Annotated in this window: 12 protein-coding genes and 1 riboswitch; of the genes, 7 read left to right on the top strand and 5 right to left on the bottom strand. The window is 58.5% G+C overall.

Translation table 11 applies throughout. The annotated features are described in order from the left end of the window. Positions 1 to 25: 25 nt before the first annotated feature. The 3 genes from GbCGDNIH8_RS04090 to GbCGDNIH8_RS04080 all read right to left on the bottom strand — a co-directional run bounded on the left by GbCGDNIH8_RS04090 (position 26) and on the right by GbCGDNIH8_RS04080 (position 3447). Positions 26 to 2179, bottom strand: a complete 2154-nt coding sequence (locus tag GbCGDNIH8_RS04090) for a xanthine dehydrogenase family protein molybdopterin-binding subunit (protein ID WP_072572193.1) — start codon at positions 2177 to 2179, stop codon at positions 26 to 28. Between the two features lie 10 nt (positions 2180 to 2189). Continuing rightward, positions 2190 to 2642: a (2Fe-2S)-binding protein gene (locus GbCGDNIH8_RS04085; RefSeq protein WP_072572192.1), complete on the bottom strand. Its 453-nt coding sequence runs from the start codon at positions 2640 to 2642 to the stop codon at positions 2190 to 2192. Positions 2643 to 2868: 226 nt separating this feature from the next. Then, positions 2869 to 3447, bottom strand: a complete 579-nt coding sequence (locus GbCGDNIH8_RS04080) for a YqaA family protein (RefSeq protein ID WP_072572191.1) — start codon at positions 3445 to 3447, stop codon at positions 2869 to 2871. 236 nt (positions 3448 to 3683) lie between these two features. On the opposite strand from GbCGDNIH8_RS04080, the gene oxlT reads away from it, so the two are divergent. From oxlT to GbCGDNIH8_RS04065, 3 genes are all read left to right on the top strand, one after another. Continuing rightward, positions 3684 to 4973 carry an oxalate/formate MFS antiporter gene (gene oxlT, locus GbCGDNIH8_RS04075; protein WP_253736106.1) on the top strand — a complete coding sequence of 430 codons (1290 nt, stop codon included), beginning with the start codon at positions 3684 to 3686 and terminating at the stop codon, positions 4971 to 4973. A gap of 166 nt (positions 4974 to 5139) precedes the next feature. Further along, positions 5140 to 6675: an acyl--CoA ligase gene (locus GbCGDNIH8_RS04070; protein WP_072572189.1), complete on the top strand. Its 1536-nt coding sequence runs from the start codon at positions 5140 to 5142 to the stop codon at positions 6673 to 6675. Between the two features lie 69 nt (positions 6676 to 6744). Beyond that, positions 6745 to 7791 (top strand): 2-dehydropantoate 2-reductase, encoded by a 1047-nt coding sequence (locus tag GbCGDNIH8_RS04065; protein WP_253736105.1) that lies wholly within the window; start codon positions 6745 to 6747, stop codon positions 7789 to 7791. A 57-nt stretch (positions 7792 to 7848) separates the two neighbouring features. Here the strand turns inward: GbCGDNIH8_RS04065 and GbCGDNIH8_RS04060 are convergent, their stop codons facing one another. Continuing rightward, entirely contained in the window at positions 7849 to 8223 is a 375-nt protein-coding gene (locus GbCGDNIH8_RS04060; RefSeq protein WP_072572188.1) for a hypothetical protein, read from the bottom strand. Between the two features lie 62 nt (positions 8224 to 8285). Between GbCGDNIH8_RS04060 and GbCGDNIH8_RS04055 the strand changes: the two genes are divergently transcribed. The 3 genes from GbCGDNIH8_RS04055 (at position 8286) to GbCGDNIH8_RS04045 (ending at position 12155) form a co-directional block, all read left to right on the top strand. Beyond that, on the top strand, positions 8286 to 9515 hold the full coding sequence (locus GbCGDNIH8_RS04055; RefSeq protein WP_072572187.1) for a BaiN/RdsA family NAD(P)/FAD-dependent oxidoreductase: 1230 nt from the start codon (positions 8286 to 8288) through the stop codon (positions 9513 to 9515). Positions 9516 to 9544: 29 nt separating this feature from the next. Continuing rightward, positions 9545 to 10384 (top strand): aldo/keto reductase, encoded by an 840-nt coding sequence (locus GbCGDNIH8_RS04050; protein ID WP_072572186.1) that lies wholly within the window; start codon positions 9545 to 9547, stop codon positions 10382 to 10384. Positions 10385 to 10544: 160 nt separating this feature from the next. Further along, positions 10545 to 12155: an L-lactate permease gene (locus GbCGDNIH8_RS04045; RefSeq protein WP_072572185.1), complete on the top strand. Its 1611-nt coding sequence runs from the start codon at positions 10545 to 10547 to the stop codon at positions 12153 to 12155. Here the strand turns inward: GbCGDNIH8_RS04045 and GbCGDNIH8_RS04040 are convergent. Beyond that, a complete protein-coding gene (locus GbCGDNIH8_RS04040) occupies positions 12142 to 12852 on the bottom strand; it encodes a DUF1826 domain-containing protein (protein ID WP_081368825.1) in 711 nt (236 codons plus the stop codon). The genes GbCGDNIH8_RS04045 and GbCGDNIH8_RS04040 overlap by 14 nt on opposite strands. Positions 12853 to 12993: 141 nt before the next feature. Next, positions 12994 to 13207, top strand: a riboswitch (cobalamin riboswitch). 128 nt (positions 13208 to 13335) lie between these two features. Here GbCGDNIH8_RS04040 and metE point away from each other — a divergent pair. Next, positions 13336 to 15639, top strand: coding sequence for a 5-methyltetrahydropteroyltriglutamate--homocysteine S-methyltransferase (metE, locus tag GbCGDNIH8_RS04035; protein WP_072572183.1), 2304 nt, complete (start codon positions 13336 to 13338; stop codon positions 15637 to 15639). Positions 15640 to 15645: the final 6 nt, after the last annotated feature.

Raw genomic sequence — 15645 nt, 5'->3', positions numbered from 1 at the left:
TGAAATGCATCCCTTCCTGCCACGCTCACGCATCTGCCAGCTGTCCCAGACCAAGCGGTAAACGCCGGATACGCTTTCCAGTCGCCGCAAAAACAGCATTCGCAATGGCAGGGAATGCTGCCGCAGTACCGGTTTCTCCCAAACCACCTGGATCTTCGGTACTATCGATCAGCACAATATCGATCGGAGGAACCTCATTCATCCGCAGCATACGGTAATCATTGAAATTTGATTGCTGAACACGGCCTTTTTCAAGCGTGATCTCGCCATAAAGCGCAGCCGTCAAGCCGAATACCAGCCCACCCTCGATTTGCGCCCGAACAGAATCCGGATTGATTGCTCGTCCACAATCCATCGCTGCAACCAGCCTGTGCAGACGGACCGTCCCATCCGGCTTTACTTCGGCATCGCACACGACTGAGAGATAACTACCGAAGGCGTTTTGTACCATGATGCCACGCCCGTGGCGCGGCGGAAGGGACGTTCCCCAGCCTGCCTTTTCAGCGGCTGCGTTCAGCACACCCAATGCGCGGGGGTTTTTATGCAACAATGTGCGGCGGAAGGTCAGCGGATCCTGTCTGGCTGCAGCGGCAAGCTCATCCACAAAGCTTTCCACCACAAAAATATTATGTGCCGGCCCAACACCCCGCCACCATGCAACAACGACACCGGGCGGCTCGTGACGCACCCATGAATTACGCATGTTTGGAATGTCATAGGGTGTTTCAGCACATTCTATCAGATCGGGATCAATGCCTGTTTTCGGCATTGCCACCGGTGCCCAGCGAGCCAACACACTGGCACCCGTGGTTTTGTGCGTCCATGCGATAACCTTGCCATCCGCATCCAACCCACCGGACAAGGTATCATAATAGTAAGGCCGAAGCCGATCGTGACGAATATCGGTCTCCCGCGTCCAGATCAGCTTTAACGGGTAAGAAACCTGACGACCGAAAGCAGCAGCCTGACGGACATATTCAGACTCCAGCCGACGCCCGAACCCACCCCCGATCATATGATTATGGACCTGAACCCTGTCTTTGGGCAGACCGGTCACCTGCACGACCTCATCCTGCGCACGCGCCGGAACCTGAGTGCCACACCAGACTTCGGCACTGTCCTTACGCACATGTACTGTGCAATTGATCGGCTCCATGGGCGCATGAGCCAGAAAAGGCAATTGGTACACCGCCTCAATCCTGCTGGCTGCCCTGGACAATGCGCCTTCCGGATCACCCACCTTGCGCGCCGTCAGGCCATCCGTTCGGGAGGCAGCCTTATGGCCCTCCACGATCCCGGCCTGTGAGACCTGCGCATTTGGTCCCTCGTCCCAGACGATATGGAGTGCTTCCACACCCTGCTTTGCAGCCCAGAAATGGTCGCCCACCACAGCCACAGCGTGATCCAGCTTAAGAACATCCCGCACGCCGGGAATGGCCCGCGCAGCCTTCTCATCCATCGAAACCAGCTTCCCGCCGAGGACGGGGCATGTCTCGACTGTCGCGACCTTCAAACCGGGCAGTTTAACGTCAATCCCATATATGGCCGTGCCATTAACCTTTGGGGGGGTGTCCAGACGCCGTTGCGAATGACCGATCAATGTCCAGTCTTTCGGATCCTTGAGCGGTACGTCTTTCGGCACCGGCAATGTCACGGCAACAGCCACAAAATCCTTGTATGGTGCACTGCGGCCAGAAGCCTGGTGGCTGACAACGCCACGCTTCACGACGCATTCATTGGGCGACACGCCCCACTCGCGGGCGGCAGCCTGCACCAGCACGCTGCGTGCCGTAGCAGCGGCCATACGAAATTCCTTGTAGTCGCCGCGGATAGACGTCGAACCACCAGTGGCCTGAATCTGAAGAATGGGAGAAGCATATAATTCGTCATTCGGCGGCGCAAATTGAGGGGTGATCTGATCGAGCCCAACCTCCAGTTCCTCAGCCAGCAGCATGGACGCTCCGGTCCAGATGCCCTGCCCCATTTCTACATCACGCATGATCAACGTGATGCCGCCATCCTGTGCCACACGAATAAAGGCATTGGGCGCAAATGAGCGGTCGGTCTGTTCTGTAGCCCCTTCTGCCTTTGCGTAGCGGCTGCGCGGCAGCCATGTGCCGATAACCAGAGCGGCCCCTCCGGCCAGAAGGCCGCGACGGGAAAGAGTGGTATGGTTCATGGCTTCCCCCTTATGCCTGCGCTGCCTGCTTGATGGCGCGCCTGATGCGGGGATAAGTGCCGCAACGGCAGATATTGCCGCTCATGGCCGCATCGATATCGTCATCTGTTGGGTGGGGATGTGCATTCAACAGGGCGGTTGCCGCCATGATCTGCCCCGACTGGCAGTACCCGCACTGGACGACCTCGATATCAAGCCAGGCTTTCTGAACTTTCGCCCCTGCCGGGGTATCCCCGACCGCCTCAATAGTCACGATCTTGTGACCGGCGGCTTCTCCCAACGGAAGGGTGCAGGAGCGAACTGCTTCCCCGTCCATATGAACAGTGCACGCCCCGCACAGGGCAATACCGCAACCGAATTTCGTACCGGTAAGCCCGGCCACATCCCTTAATGCCCACAACAGAGGCATGTCCTCCGGCAGATCGAACTGGTGATCGGCGCCGTTGATATTCAACGTAATCATGAGGAACTCCTCCCCGCAGGCATAAAGGTCACGCGCGACAAACGGCCTGTCATGAGCCTGACAGGTGTAGAATCGCAGATTATCCTTATAGAACGTCCGTTATGATAAGGGGACTGTTTTATAAGGATACAAATCAATCGGACAGGCCAAAAAAGACCTGCCCTCATGATACGCCTCAAACGCAGAGGATTTGAGGAGGTTCCAGGGGGGGAGAGGGAAAGCCCAGTCAGAGGAGCTTCAAGAGGACAAAGCCGCCAACCACTGCCAGCGCGAACAAAGTCGTCACCAGTGTCAGCCTCTTTTCCACAAAATGACTGACCGGGGCACCGAAGCGGCGCAGTAACGCCGCTTCCAGAAAAAAACGCAGCCCACGGGTCGCCAGACTGGCGAGCATGAAGATACCAAAATTGAAATGCGCTGCGCCGGAGCCGATCGTAACGATCTTATAAGGGATTGGGGTCAGCCCCTTCAGAAGGATCACCCACAGCCCGTACTGCGCATAGGTTTCCTGAAAACGCGTAATGGCGTGTTCATAATGATACAGTTCCAGAATAGGTCTTGCCACGGCATCGAGCAGGGCAAAGCCAATCCAGTATCCCAACGCTCCCCCAGCAACACTGGCCAACGTACAGATCAGGCCGAAACGCCAGGCGCGTTCCGGTCGTGCCACGCACATGGGAATCAGCAATGCATCGGGAGGGATGGGGAAAAAGCTGCTTTCGGCGAATGCAATCAGCCCAAGCCACCATAGTGCGCGCGGGGAAGAGGCCAGAGACAGGATACGATCATACAGACGGCGCAGCATTCGTCAGGGCCAGTTCCACGGTTCAAAGGCTGCCAATGCCACGCGATCCCCCTCTCCCTCAAGAGGACGATCAATTATAAAGCCAAATAGATATATTTTGTTTGAAAATTTCTTCTTATCCTGTCATAAAAGCATAAAATTTCGCCCCCGCAACACTTAACAAGCTGTCGGGGGTTTTGTAGAAAGAAAATCAATGTGGGGATGAGTTTCCCGCAATGTTAGGGAGCCTAAGCATTATGAGTGGAACCGCCCTCCAGCCACCGGGATCCCGTTGGCTGCAGCTGGCGCTTGGCGTCGTCTGCATGGTGATGATTGCGAACCTGCAGTACGGCTGGACCCTGTTCGTCCTGCCGATCGACAAGGCGCATCATTGGGGACGCGCCGCCATCCAGGTGGCCTTTACGGTTTTCGTTCTGACCGAAACATGGCTGGTGCCGATCGAAGGCTGGCTGGTTGACCGTTATGGTCCCAGACTGGCCGTTCTGGCGGGTGGGGTGCTGATCGCTGCCTCCTGGACCATCGACAGCATGGCCGATTCGTTGATCGTGCTCTACACCGCTGCCGCCGTCGGTGGTGTCGGGTGCGGTCTGGTCTATGGTGCCACCGTCGGCAATGCGCTGAAATGGTTCCCGGACAAGCGCGGTCTCGCCTCCGGCATCACCGCAGCAGGGTTCGGCGCTGGCTCGGCCGTTACCATCGTGCCGATTTCATCCTGGATTGCCTCTCACGGTTATGAATCAGCCTTCCTGACCTTTGGTCTCGGGCAGGGTGTGATCGTGATGATTGCCTCCATGTTCCTGGTTGCCCCGAAAAAGGCACCCTCCGCCATCGATTCCAGTAGCGCCACAGGAGAGCTGGAAGGCAAGACGCCGGCCCAGACCCTGCGTCATCCGGTTTTCTGGCTGCTGTATCTGATGTTCGTTCTGGTCTGCACCGGCGGGCTGATGGCAACGGCGCAGATCGCGGTCATCGCCAGAGATTATGGTGTCGATCAGATGCCGGTAACCCTGCTGGGCCTGACACTACCTGCGCTGACTTTCGCCCTGTCCCTTGATCGTGTTCTGAATGGTCTGACACGCCCGTTCTTCGGCTGGGTCTCTGACCGTATCGGTCGTGAACTGACCATGTTCATCGCGTTCGGGATCGAGGCACTGGGTATTTTCGCCCTGCTGCACTATGCGCACAGCCCGGTTGCCTTCGTGATCGTCACCGGCCTGGTGTTTTTCGCCTGGGGTGAAATCTACAGCCTGTTCCCGGCCACCTGCACCGATACATTTGGCCGCCGATATGCCACTACCAATTACGGTATGCTGTATACGGCGAAGGGCACCTCCGCCCTGCTGGTTCCGGTCAGCTCCATCATCACGGCCCATACCGGAAGCTGGGAGGCCGTGTTCTATGTCGCCGCCGCCAGCAATGCTCTGGCCGCCATTCTGGCCCTGTTCGTGCTGAAGCCACTGCGGCACGCCAATATCCGGGCCATGGAAGAAAACGGACTTTCTCTGTCTCCGGTGTCTTACGACTGAGACGGACCTGTCAGGGCCGGGCGGCCATCATTGCGTCCGGCCCTGATAACAACCTTACGAAGATTTCCTGCCTTGCGCCTGCTCCGGCGCACGATCCGCCTCTACCGGGGTGGCAGAGCCTGCGGATCGTCCCACGCATAACCGCTCATGACATCGAGGGGATACGATGACCGAGTATTTCGCTGACACGATTCAGGGCCTGCTGACACGCGGCGCCGCCGATGCGCCCGCCATCGGCGCGCCCGGTCGCACCGCACTGACCTATGCAGGGCTGCGCGCCCTGGCCGCCCGTACGGCCGAAACGCTGGGTAAGGCCGGGATTGGCCGCGGTGACCGCGTGGCCATCGTGCTGCCCAACGGACCTGAAATGGCTGCCAGCTTCATCGCCGTTGCCCATGCCGCCACGACCGCACCACTGAATCCCGCCTACAAGGAAGAAGAATTCGACTTCTACCTGTCCGATCTCAACGCCAAGGCGCTGGTGATCCAGCGCGGCATGGAAAGCCCGGCCCGCATCGTCGCGGCACGCCGCTCCATCCCGGTGATCGAGCTGGACCCGATCGAAACCTCCGGCGCGGGAGATTTCTCACTGGCGCTGCCGGAAGGGCTGAGCGGTCAGCCGCGCGAGGCGGGCACTCCGCAGGCCGAGGATATCGCGCTGGTCCTGCATACATCCGGCACCACCTCCCGCCCGAAGATCGTGCCGCTGCGTCAGATCAATGTCTCTGCTTCCGCGATTCATATTGCTGAAACGCTGGCGCTGACCCCGATCGATGTGTGCCTGAACATCATGCCGCTGTTCCACATTCACGGGCTGATCGCCGCCACCCTGTCTTCTCTGGCGGCGGGTGCATCCGTGGTGGCAACGCCTGGCTTCAATGCGTTCAAATTCTTCTCCTGGTTCTCTGAAGCGAACCCGAGCTGGTATACGGCAGTGCCGACCATGCATCAGGCCATTCTTGGTCTGGCCGGACGCAATAAGGACACCATCGCCAAAAGCCGACTGCGCTTTATCCGTTCCTCCTCCTCCTCCCTGCCGCCGCAGGTGATGAAGGATCTGGAGGATGCGTTCTCCGTACCCGTGCTGGAAGCCTACGGCATGACGGAAGCCGCCCATCAGATGTGCTCCAATCCGCTGCCCCCGCGTCCGCATTATGCCGGCAGCGTCGGCATTGCGGCCGGTCCTGAAGTCGGAATCATGGATGACGATGGTACCATTCTCGGCCCGAACCAGCTGGGTGAGGTCGTGATCCGTGGCCGTAACGTGACGGCAGGGTATGAGAACAACCCGGATGCCAATCTGAAGGGTTTCCATGATGGCTGGTTCCGCACCGGCGATCAGGGCAAGATCGACGAGGCCGGGTATCTGTGGCTGACCGGGCGTATCAAGGAAATCATCAATCGTGGCGGGGAAAAATTCAGCCCGCTTGAAGTCGATAACGTCGTGATGGAACACCCGGCGGTACAGCAATGCCTGACCTTCGCCATTCCGCATGACAAGCTGGGGGAAGAAGCCGGCCTCGCCATTGTGCTGCATGAGGGCCAGACCGCCGACGAGCACCAGATTCGTGACTATCTCAGCCAGCGTCTGGCAGCCTTCAAGGTGCCCCGCAAGATTGTGTTCCTGACGGAAATTCCGAAAGGCGCCACCGGCAAGCTGCAGCGCATCGGTCTGGCGGAAAAGCTGGGACTGACAGCGTAAGCGCCGTCTTTTCCAACGCATGAAACAAGGCGGTGCAGATGGTTTTCCTGCTGCGTCGCCTGACCCGCCATGATGAACACGGCCAGCTATACAAGGCCGTCCTACGCAAGGATCGAGACGATGAAAGTCGCCATTTTCGGCGCCGGTGCCATCGGTGGATTGCTTGGCTTCAAGCTTGCGAAAGCCGGGGTGGATGTCACCCTCGTGGCACGCGGGCCACAACTTGCCGCCCTGCAACAGAATGGGCTGACCCTGATCAGGGATGGTGAGCGTGACACCGTCGCCGTGCGCGCTGTCGGCAGTGCGGCAGAGGCCGGCATTCAGGATTATGTGTTCGTGACGCTGAAGGCGCATTCCCTGCCCGGCGCCGCCCCGTCCATCGCACAGATGATGGGACCGGACAGCGCACTCGTCACCGGTATCAATGGCGTGCCCTACTGGTATTTTTACGGTCTGGAAGGCGAACACGCCAACCGTCGGGTGGAAAGCGTCGATCCGGGTGGAAAATTGTGGGACATCATCCCTCCCAGCCAGGCCATCGGCTGCGTGGTCTATCCGGCCTCCGAAGTGGTGGAGCCGGGGGTGATTGAACACACTTATGGCGATCGCTTCTCACTCGGCGAACCCGATGGCAGCCGTTCTCCGCGTATCGACGCGCTGAGCAAGGCCATGATCGCTGCCGGTCTGAAAGCGCCGGTGCGTCCGCGCATCCGTGATGAAATCTGGGTCAAGCTTTGGGGCAATCTCTGCTTCAACCCGATCAGCGCCCTGACCGGTGCCACGCTCGACATCATCACCACCCGTCCCGACCTGCGCCAGACCTGCCGGGGCATGATGGGCGAGGCCCAGATCGTGGCCGAAAAGCTCGGCGTGCGCTTCGGCATCGATCTGGAAAAGCGCATCGATGGCGCGGCCGAGGTCGGCGTGCACAAGACGTCCATGTTGCAGGATCTGGAACGTGGCCGCCCGATGGAAATCGACGCACTGCTGGGTGCGGTGGTGGAACTGGGTCATGTCACCGGGACACCGATGCCGTCCTGCGAGCTGGTGCTGGCTCTGGTGCGGGAACGCGCCCGCCAGTCCGGCTGCTACGAAGACCCGCAGCCTGCCGCCTGAGTCAAACGCGATCCAATCAGTAACGAACAAGGGGGCAGTCAGCCCCCTTGTTCTGTTTCACGGCCCCGGAAAGGCAACATAAGCGGCCAGCATCAGCACGCCCCCCATTGCCAGCGTCGCATGCAGCCCGGCCAGCAGAATGGGCGGCCTCCGCCCGACCGAGCGGAACACCAGCATCCCCATAGCGATCATAACAGCCGCCGCAATCAGCCAGAATGCCATGAGACCGAATTGCGCCACGCCAAACGAGGCTCCCCTCACCGGCTCATTCTGCCCACGCCACAGCAGGAACAGGCTGTACGTTCCCGCAATAGCATGCATGCAGGCAGGCGTAACACGCAGCCAAAGCGATTTGACCGGACGCGCCAGCATCCAGGCGGCCACAATTCCGAGTGCGCCCGTCAAGACGAGCATCTGGAAAGCCGCTATCATCTCGCCGTCATGTCCTGCACGAATCCTGTCCTGCCACGTTGTCTGCTGCGGCCTGCCCTCCGATGAGCGGTATCGCGATCATCGGTGCGGGGCCAGCCGGATTATTCGCCGCCGAGCATCTTTCTGCCCTCGGCCATACAGTCCATGTCTATGAGAAAATGCCGTCCCCCGCCCGCCGCCTTCTGATGGCCGGACGCGGTGGCCTCAATCTGACCCATTCCGAACCGCTGACCGATTTTTTGACACGCTATGGCTCCGCGCGTCCGTCACTGGAAGCAGCGCTCCGCGCTTTTCCACCTGATGCCCTGCGTCACTGGGCCGAGGGGCTGGGCCAATCCCTGTTCGTGGGCAGCAGCGGGCGCGTGTTTCCGCGGGCGATGAAAGCCTCTCCCCTGCTTCGCGCCTGGCTGGAGCGGCTGACCGCACAGGGCGTCACCATCCATACCAGACATGAATGGCACGGATGGCAGCCGGATGGCTCCCTCCTGCTCAGCGGCCCGGATGGCGGCACTCTCCAGCCTCCTCCTGTTGCGGCCACTCTGCTGGCCCTCGGAGGAGCCTCCTGGCCCCGGCTGGGCAGCAATGGTGACTGGGTGACGCCTCTGACAAAGGCCGGGCTGCCGGTCGCACCGCTGAAACCCGCGAATTGCGGATTTTCCAGACCATGGACACCGTTTTTCCTCATGCGGCATGAAGGAACGGCCCTCAAAAACATCGCCCTGTCCATTGCCGGAGAACCCGATCAGACTGCGCGAGGCGATCTGATCATCACCACTTACGGGCTGGAAGGTGGCCCGATTTATGCCCTTTCCGCCCGCCTGCGCGACCTGATCGAACGGAACGGCCATGCCGATCTCTGTCTCGATCTGCGCCCGGATATGGCGGAAGACATTATGGCAGCCAAACTCGCACGCGCCCGCAGCAGGGAATCTCTCTCGAACACGTTGCGCAAAGCCCTGACCCTGTCCTCTGCCGCAAGCCATCTGTTGAGGGAAAGCACGGTCTCTCCACCAGCCGATCCGGGACGCCTCGCCGCTCTGATCAAGTCCGTGCCCCTGCGTCTGACGGGGATACAGCCTCTGGAACGTGCCATCTCCACCGCTGGTGGTGTGAAATGGGAAGCCGTGGATAAGCAATTTATGATCCGCAGCAGACCCGGCCTGTTCGTGGCGGGTGAAATGCTGGACTGGGAGGCTCCAACCGGCGGATATCTGCTTCAGGCATGCTTTGCCACCGGACGAGCAGCCGCCGCCGGTATGGCTCACTGGCTGGAAAAACCGCCATCGCTTTGACAAAAACCTGTCAGAAAGGAGACTTCCCAATGGCCTCCATCGCGTCATCGCAGGTTCCGCTGCTGTCCCTGAATGATGGGCATGCCATTCCCCAGATCGGGCTTGGCGTCTACAAAATAACCGGCAATCAGGTTGAACCGGCCATTCATACCGCGATTGAAGCCGGATACCGGCTGATTGATACCGCCTCTTTCTATGGCAATGAGGAGCAGGTAGGAGCTGCCATTGCTTCAGCCGCCGTTCCTCGCAGCGAACTGTTCATCACTACCAAGCTCTGGAATGACGATCAGGGCTATGACCAGACCCTGCGCGCCTTCGATCTTAGCATGGGAAGGCTGAGGCTTGAATATCTGGATCTCTATCTGATCCATTGGCCTGTACCTGCGCGTGATCGTTATGTAGACACATGGCGTGCGTTGATCCGCCTACAAAGAGAAGGCCGGGTAAGGTCGATTGGCGTTTCCAATTTTCAGCCAGCCCATCTGCGCCGGCTGATTGATGAAACGGGTGTGATCCCCTGTCTCAATCAGGTGGAGTTGCATCCGGCTCTGCCTCAACCCGCCTTGCGTGCCTTTCATGCCTCACTAGGCATCGTGACGCAGGCCTGGAGCCCTTTGGCACGCGGAAGCATGCTGCATGACGAAAAGCTTGCGACTATTGCAGCCAGACATCAACGCAGTCCCGCGCAGATCGTATTGCGATGGCATCTTCAGAATGGCAGCGCGGTCATTCCGAAATCAGCCACGTCAGCCCGCATCAAAGACAATATCGCTCTGTTCGATTTCAGTCTGGATGCCACAGACATGCGGATGATCGATGCCTTGCGCACAGATTGCCGGACCGGAGCTGACCCGGATGCAACGCACTGAACCAGTCTCTGTCCAAATTCTCTCCTGCCAGAGACTGAATGGCCCTTGTCCTGTACCAGAAATACCATGATACCGAAATTCGGTTTTTTTCCGTGCCGTTCCACACGCAACCCATCCACTGAAGCCCATCCTTCAGCACAGGACCGGACAATTCCTTATCATGTTTCAGCAAATTCTCAGACCCATTGCGGATAGCCTGCCATTGTCTTTTCTGGGGGCGATCCTCCCCATTGCCACCGTTCTCATCCTGCTTGGTATCGTGCGGCGGCCAGCCTGGCAGGCTTCTCTGGCGGGACTGGTGGTGGGCCTGCTCTGCGCCGTTCTGATATGGCAATGCCCGCCTGCCATCGCGTTCAACAGCATTGCCGCCGGCGTAACATTCGCGCTCTGGCCGGTCATGTGGATCGTGTTCAACGCGCTGGTACTCTACAATGTCGCTGTTCAATCACGACGCTTCGACGCATTCCGCGACTGGGTGATCGACCATCTGCCGGATGATCGGCGGGTGGTTCTGATCGTGATCGGTTTCTGCTTCGGGGCGCTGATGGAAGGGGTTTCCGGTTTCGGCACCCCCATCGCCATTACCAGCGCCCTGCTGGTGCTGGTCGGCTTCCCGCCGATCGAAGCGCTGACCTACACCCTGATCTTCAATACCGCACCCGTCGCTTTCGGTGCGCTGGGGGCACCGGTGACCGTATTGGGGCAAGTCACCAGCCTGCCTGACACCGTGCTGGCTTCCATGGTCGGGCGGCAGCTGCCACTGCTGGCCCTGCTGCTGCCTTTCTATGTAATGGCCGTTTATGGCGGCCTGCGCTCGGTTCGTGCGCTCTGGCCGGTTTTGCTTGTATCCGGCAGCAGCTTTGCGCTGGGACAGTTCATTTCTTCCAACTTCATCGACTACAAGCTGACCGACGTTCTTTCATCTTTGTCCGCTCTTGCCGCCACTATCGGCTTCCTGCGGATATGGCAGCCTGAACCTGATCCTGCTTTCCGTATTGATCGCAGCCAGACCGCGGCAAAACTGCAATCCGATCGTGCGCCAATACCATCATGGCAGGGCTGGCTGCCCTGGCTCACGGTCTCCGCCGTGGTGATCATCTGGACGTCATTACGCGTCTTCGAGATCGGGGCCCATAAAATTCCCTGGCCAGGACTGGATCATGCCGTGTTCATAACCCTGTATGGCAAACCTTATGCCGCCAGCTGGGTGTTCCAGCCGCTGGCCAGTGGTACGGCCATTCTGCTGGCCGCCATCCTGACCTCGCTGATGGTTGGCATCGGACCACGCGGCTTCCTCGGTGCCATGGTGGCAACATGGCGGCAGACACGCATTGCCATTCTGACCGTCGCGCTGATCATCGGCCTCGCCTATCTGATGAATTACTCAGGCATGACCTATACACTTGGTCTGGCCGTTGCGTCGGTAGGACCGGCCTTTCCAATCCTTTCCGCCTTTCTGGGCTGGATCGCCGTGTTTTTGTCCGGAAGCGATACATCCGGCAATGCCCTGTTCGGGAATTTACAGGTCGTGGCCGCCAATCAGCTTCATCTGAATCCGGTTCTGTTCGCTGCGACCAATTCTTCCGGGGGTGTGATGGGAAAGATGATCTCCCCACAGAATATCGCCACCGGTATTGCCACCACCAATCTGAAAGGTCAGGAAGGCGCGGTTCTGGCCCGCACTTTCTGGCACAGCATCATCCTGACTCTGGTGCTCGGCATACTCGTTGTCGTCATGCAGTATGTGACGCCCTGGATCATTCCGGAATAATACCATCACCGTTATCATGGTCAGTGGCATCATCAATGGCGAGAAACAGCCTTGTGATGCCGCTGCCCGCGACAGGCGGAGACCGATGCAGCAAGGCTGGTTTCTGCGCCGTTTCCGCCCGGCGGCCCCGCATGATGGTCACAGTACCAGTCTGTGCCTGACGAATAGCAGAAGCAGGCCATGCCTTACCCTGCTCCCATTCTGTGGCCATATCCGGCTGAATCCACTGTGTGCCCGGACCACGATACGTACAGGTCAGGCGATGGTGGACATGATCTGCATGAAAGCGGCGGCAGGCATCGGTGCGGATGGCTTCCAGCCGCACCAGAAGTTCCTTTGCGCCAGTAATGGCCTGAAACAGACGCCCGAGCGCCATTATATCCTGCGCCAGCCAGACACGCAGCCAGGCCGGACCAAAAGCAGCCTCCCGACCAACCTCCTCCACCGCAGCTGCCATTCCTGACGAAGGCCCGATCACACGCATCTCCGGCAGGCTGCCATCAGGTGTGCATTCCAGCGCATGCGCCACCACCTTATCCAGTTGGCGAGGGAAAAAACCAGCCGCCCCCTTCTCTAACCCGGCAGCTATGATGCGATGCGCTGTTTTCTCACAGAACGGGCTGATGTCCGGCACTGGCTCATCACAAAGGAAACGCGGGTAGGCGAGAGACGTGGAAGAAAGGCACAAACTTGTCATGGGCAAACCCTCACACCAGCCACGAATCCCGACGGCAATAAAGTTATGTTATAACATAACAATAACGCCATCAATCCGGTCCGCGCCAAAATTTACATAAAGATATATTTATATCCGCATTGACTGATGAGATTCTTTTTTCTATGTACGCCTGGTCGTGGTTCTGCGGGTCCGTCAAAGACGAACGCCGGAGCCAAGAGGGAATCCGGTGCGCATCAGCAAGGCCGGAGCTGCCCCCGCAACTGTAAGCGGCGAGCCTGCATCCACCCACGTCACTGAGGCTTTCCCCTCGGGAAGACAGGATCGCAGGCGATGACCCGTGAGCCAGGAGACCTGCCACGACACCATAGTCGTCCCTGGGCGGGGTGTCCCGGTGGTGCGCCTGCACGCCCGTTTCCTGCATTGCGGTGGTTCTGCATTGCGGTGGCGGGTGTTCCTGCATGCGTCCGCTCGGCCTTTGCTTCCATTCTCTGGAGTAAGCCGATGTCTTTTTCTTCTCTGCCAGTCAGTACGCTCGGCGTGCCGCGGATCGGTCCGCGTCGTGAACTGAAATCTGCGCTGGAATCCTACTGGTCAGGCGTATCCGATGCCGATGCGCTTCAAAAAACCGCCGCTGCTTTACGGGCGGCAAACTGGGCCCGACAATACGGTCTGGGCGTAACCGTTATACCGTCGAACGATTTTTCGCTTTATGATCATGTGCTCGATACCACCGTGATGGTCGGAGCCATCCCAGAGCATTATGGATGGACCGGCGGCAAGGTCTCGCTCGACACTTACTTTGCCATGGCGCGTGGAAATGCTTCTGTCCCCGCGCTGGAAATGACCAAATGGTTCGACACCAACTATCATTTCATGGTGCCGGAACTGCATCATGATCAGCAATTTTCCCTGAGTTCCTCCAAACCACTTGATGAATATCTGGAGGCAAAAGCACTCGGTCTCGAAACACGCCCCGTGCTGTTGGGACCGGTTACGTTTCTGACACTCAGCAAAAGCAGGGATGGCAATTTCGATCCGATCTCGCTGATCGACAGACTGCTTCCCGTCTATATCGAGATTTTGTCACAGCTTCACGATGCCGGTGCGGAATGGGTTCAGATAGATGAACCATGCCTCGTACTCGATCTGGACACCGTGGCCAAAGCCGCGCTGCGTCATGCGTATTATACGCTGCATCAGGCGCTGCCCTCGCTCAACATCATGCTCACCACCTATTTCGGCAGCATTGTTGATGCGCTGGATACGGTTCGCATGCTGCCTGTCGCGGGTCTGCATCTCGACCTGGTGCGCGCACCGGAACAGCTTGATCATGTTCTGGCCACAATGCCGCGGCATCAGGTGCTTTCGCTGGGCGTCATCGACGGAAGGAATGTCTGGCGCACTGATCTGACGGCAAAGCTCGATCAGCTGGAACCCGTGATAGCAAAACTCGGCCAGGATCGGGTGCAGATCGCTCCATCCTGCTCGATGCTGCATGTGCCGGTTGATTTACAGGCTGAAACCGGTCTTGATCCGGAGATCAGACAGTGGCTCGCTTTCTCAGTGCAGAAAATGGAGGAGCTGACCACGCTCGGTCTGGCGCTTGCCAATGGGCGCGATGCCGTTTCCCACGCCCTGGCAGCATCATCAGAGGCAGCATCACATCGCAGATCATCCAGCAAGGTTCACGATCAATCCGTTCGGAGCCGAATTGCATCCCTTTCACCTGAGATGGCGAAACGGCAGGCTCCGTTCTCCATACGGGCACAGGAACAGCGCGAAGCGTTGAAACTCAACCTGTTTCCGACAACAACGATCGGCTCCTTTCCACAAACGGATACTGTGCGCAAGGCACGAGCTGATCATGCGAAAAAGCGTATCAGCACAGAGGAATACACCGCTTTCCTGCGTCAGGAAACTGAACAGGCGATACGGTGGCAGGAAGAAACCGGCATTGACGTGCTGGTGCATGGAGAATTCGAACGCAATGACATGGTGCAGTATTTCGGTGAACAACTGAACGGCTATGCCTTTACCACACATGGCTGGGTGCAGAGCTATGGATCACGCTATGTGCGGCCGCCGATCATCTTCGGTGATGTCTCCCGTCCCCATGCCATGACGGTTGACTGGGCCTGCTACGCGCAGTCCCTGACAGAGCGGCCCGTCAAAGGCATGCTGACCGGACCGGTGACAATGCTGCAATGGTCGTTCGTGCGTGACGACATTCCGCGTAAGGAGGTCTGCCAGCAGATTGCCCTGGCGCTTCGGGATGAGGTGTCTGATCTGGAAGCAGCAGGAATCAACATCATCCAGATTGATGAGCCTGCTTTTCGGGAAGGATTGCCGCTCAAAAATTCCGACTGGCAGCATTATCTGGAGTGGGCTGTTTCCTGCTTCCGCCTGTCATCTGGCAGTGTCCGCAACACGACGCAGATCCATACCCATATGTGCTACTCTGAATTCAATGATATCATCGATGCCATTGCCGCGATGGATGCCGATGTGATCTCTATTGAAACATCCCGCTCCAAAATGGAACTGCTCGATGTATTCACGGATTTTCGCTATCCAAACGAAATCGGGCCGGGTGTCTATGATATCCACTCACCCCGTGTCCCGAGTGTCACTGAAATGACAGACCTTCTGCAAAAGGCGCTCCATCATCTCTCGCCGGAACAGATATGGGTTAATCCGGATTGCGGACTGAAAACCCGCCATTGGAAAGAGGTCAGGCCGGCACTGATCAATATGGTTTCTGCCGCACAGATGCTCCGTAATACTCTTACGCAGCCGGCAGAATAAGATAAA

Origin of the sequence: Granulibacter bethesdensis, assembly GCF_001889545.1 — a bacterium.
Taxonomy (GTDB): domain Bacteria; phylum Pseudomonadota; class Alphaproteobacteria; order Acetobacterales; family Acetobacteraceae; genus Granulibacter; species Granulibacter bethesdensis_B.
The sequence above is the reverse complement of the archived record's forward strand: the minus strand, read 5'-3'. Positions and strand labels throughout refer to the sequence as shown.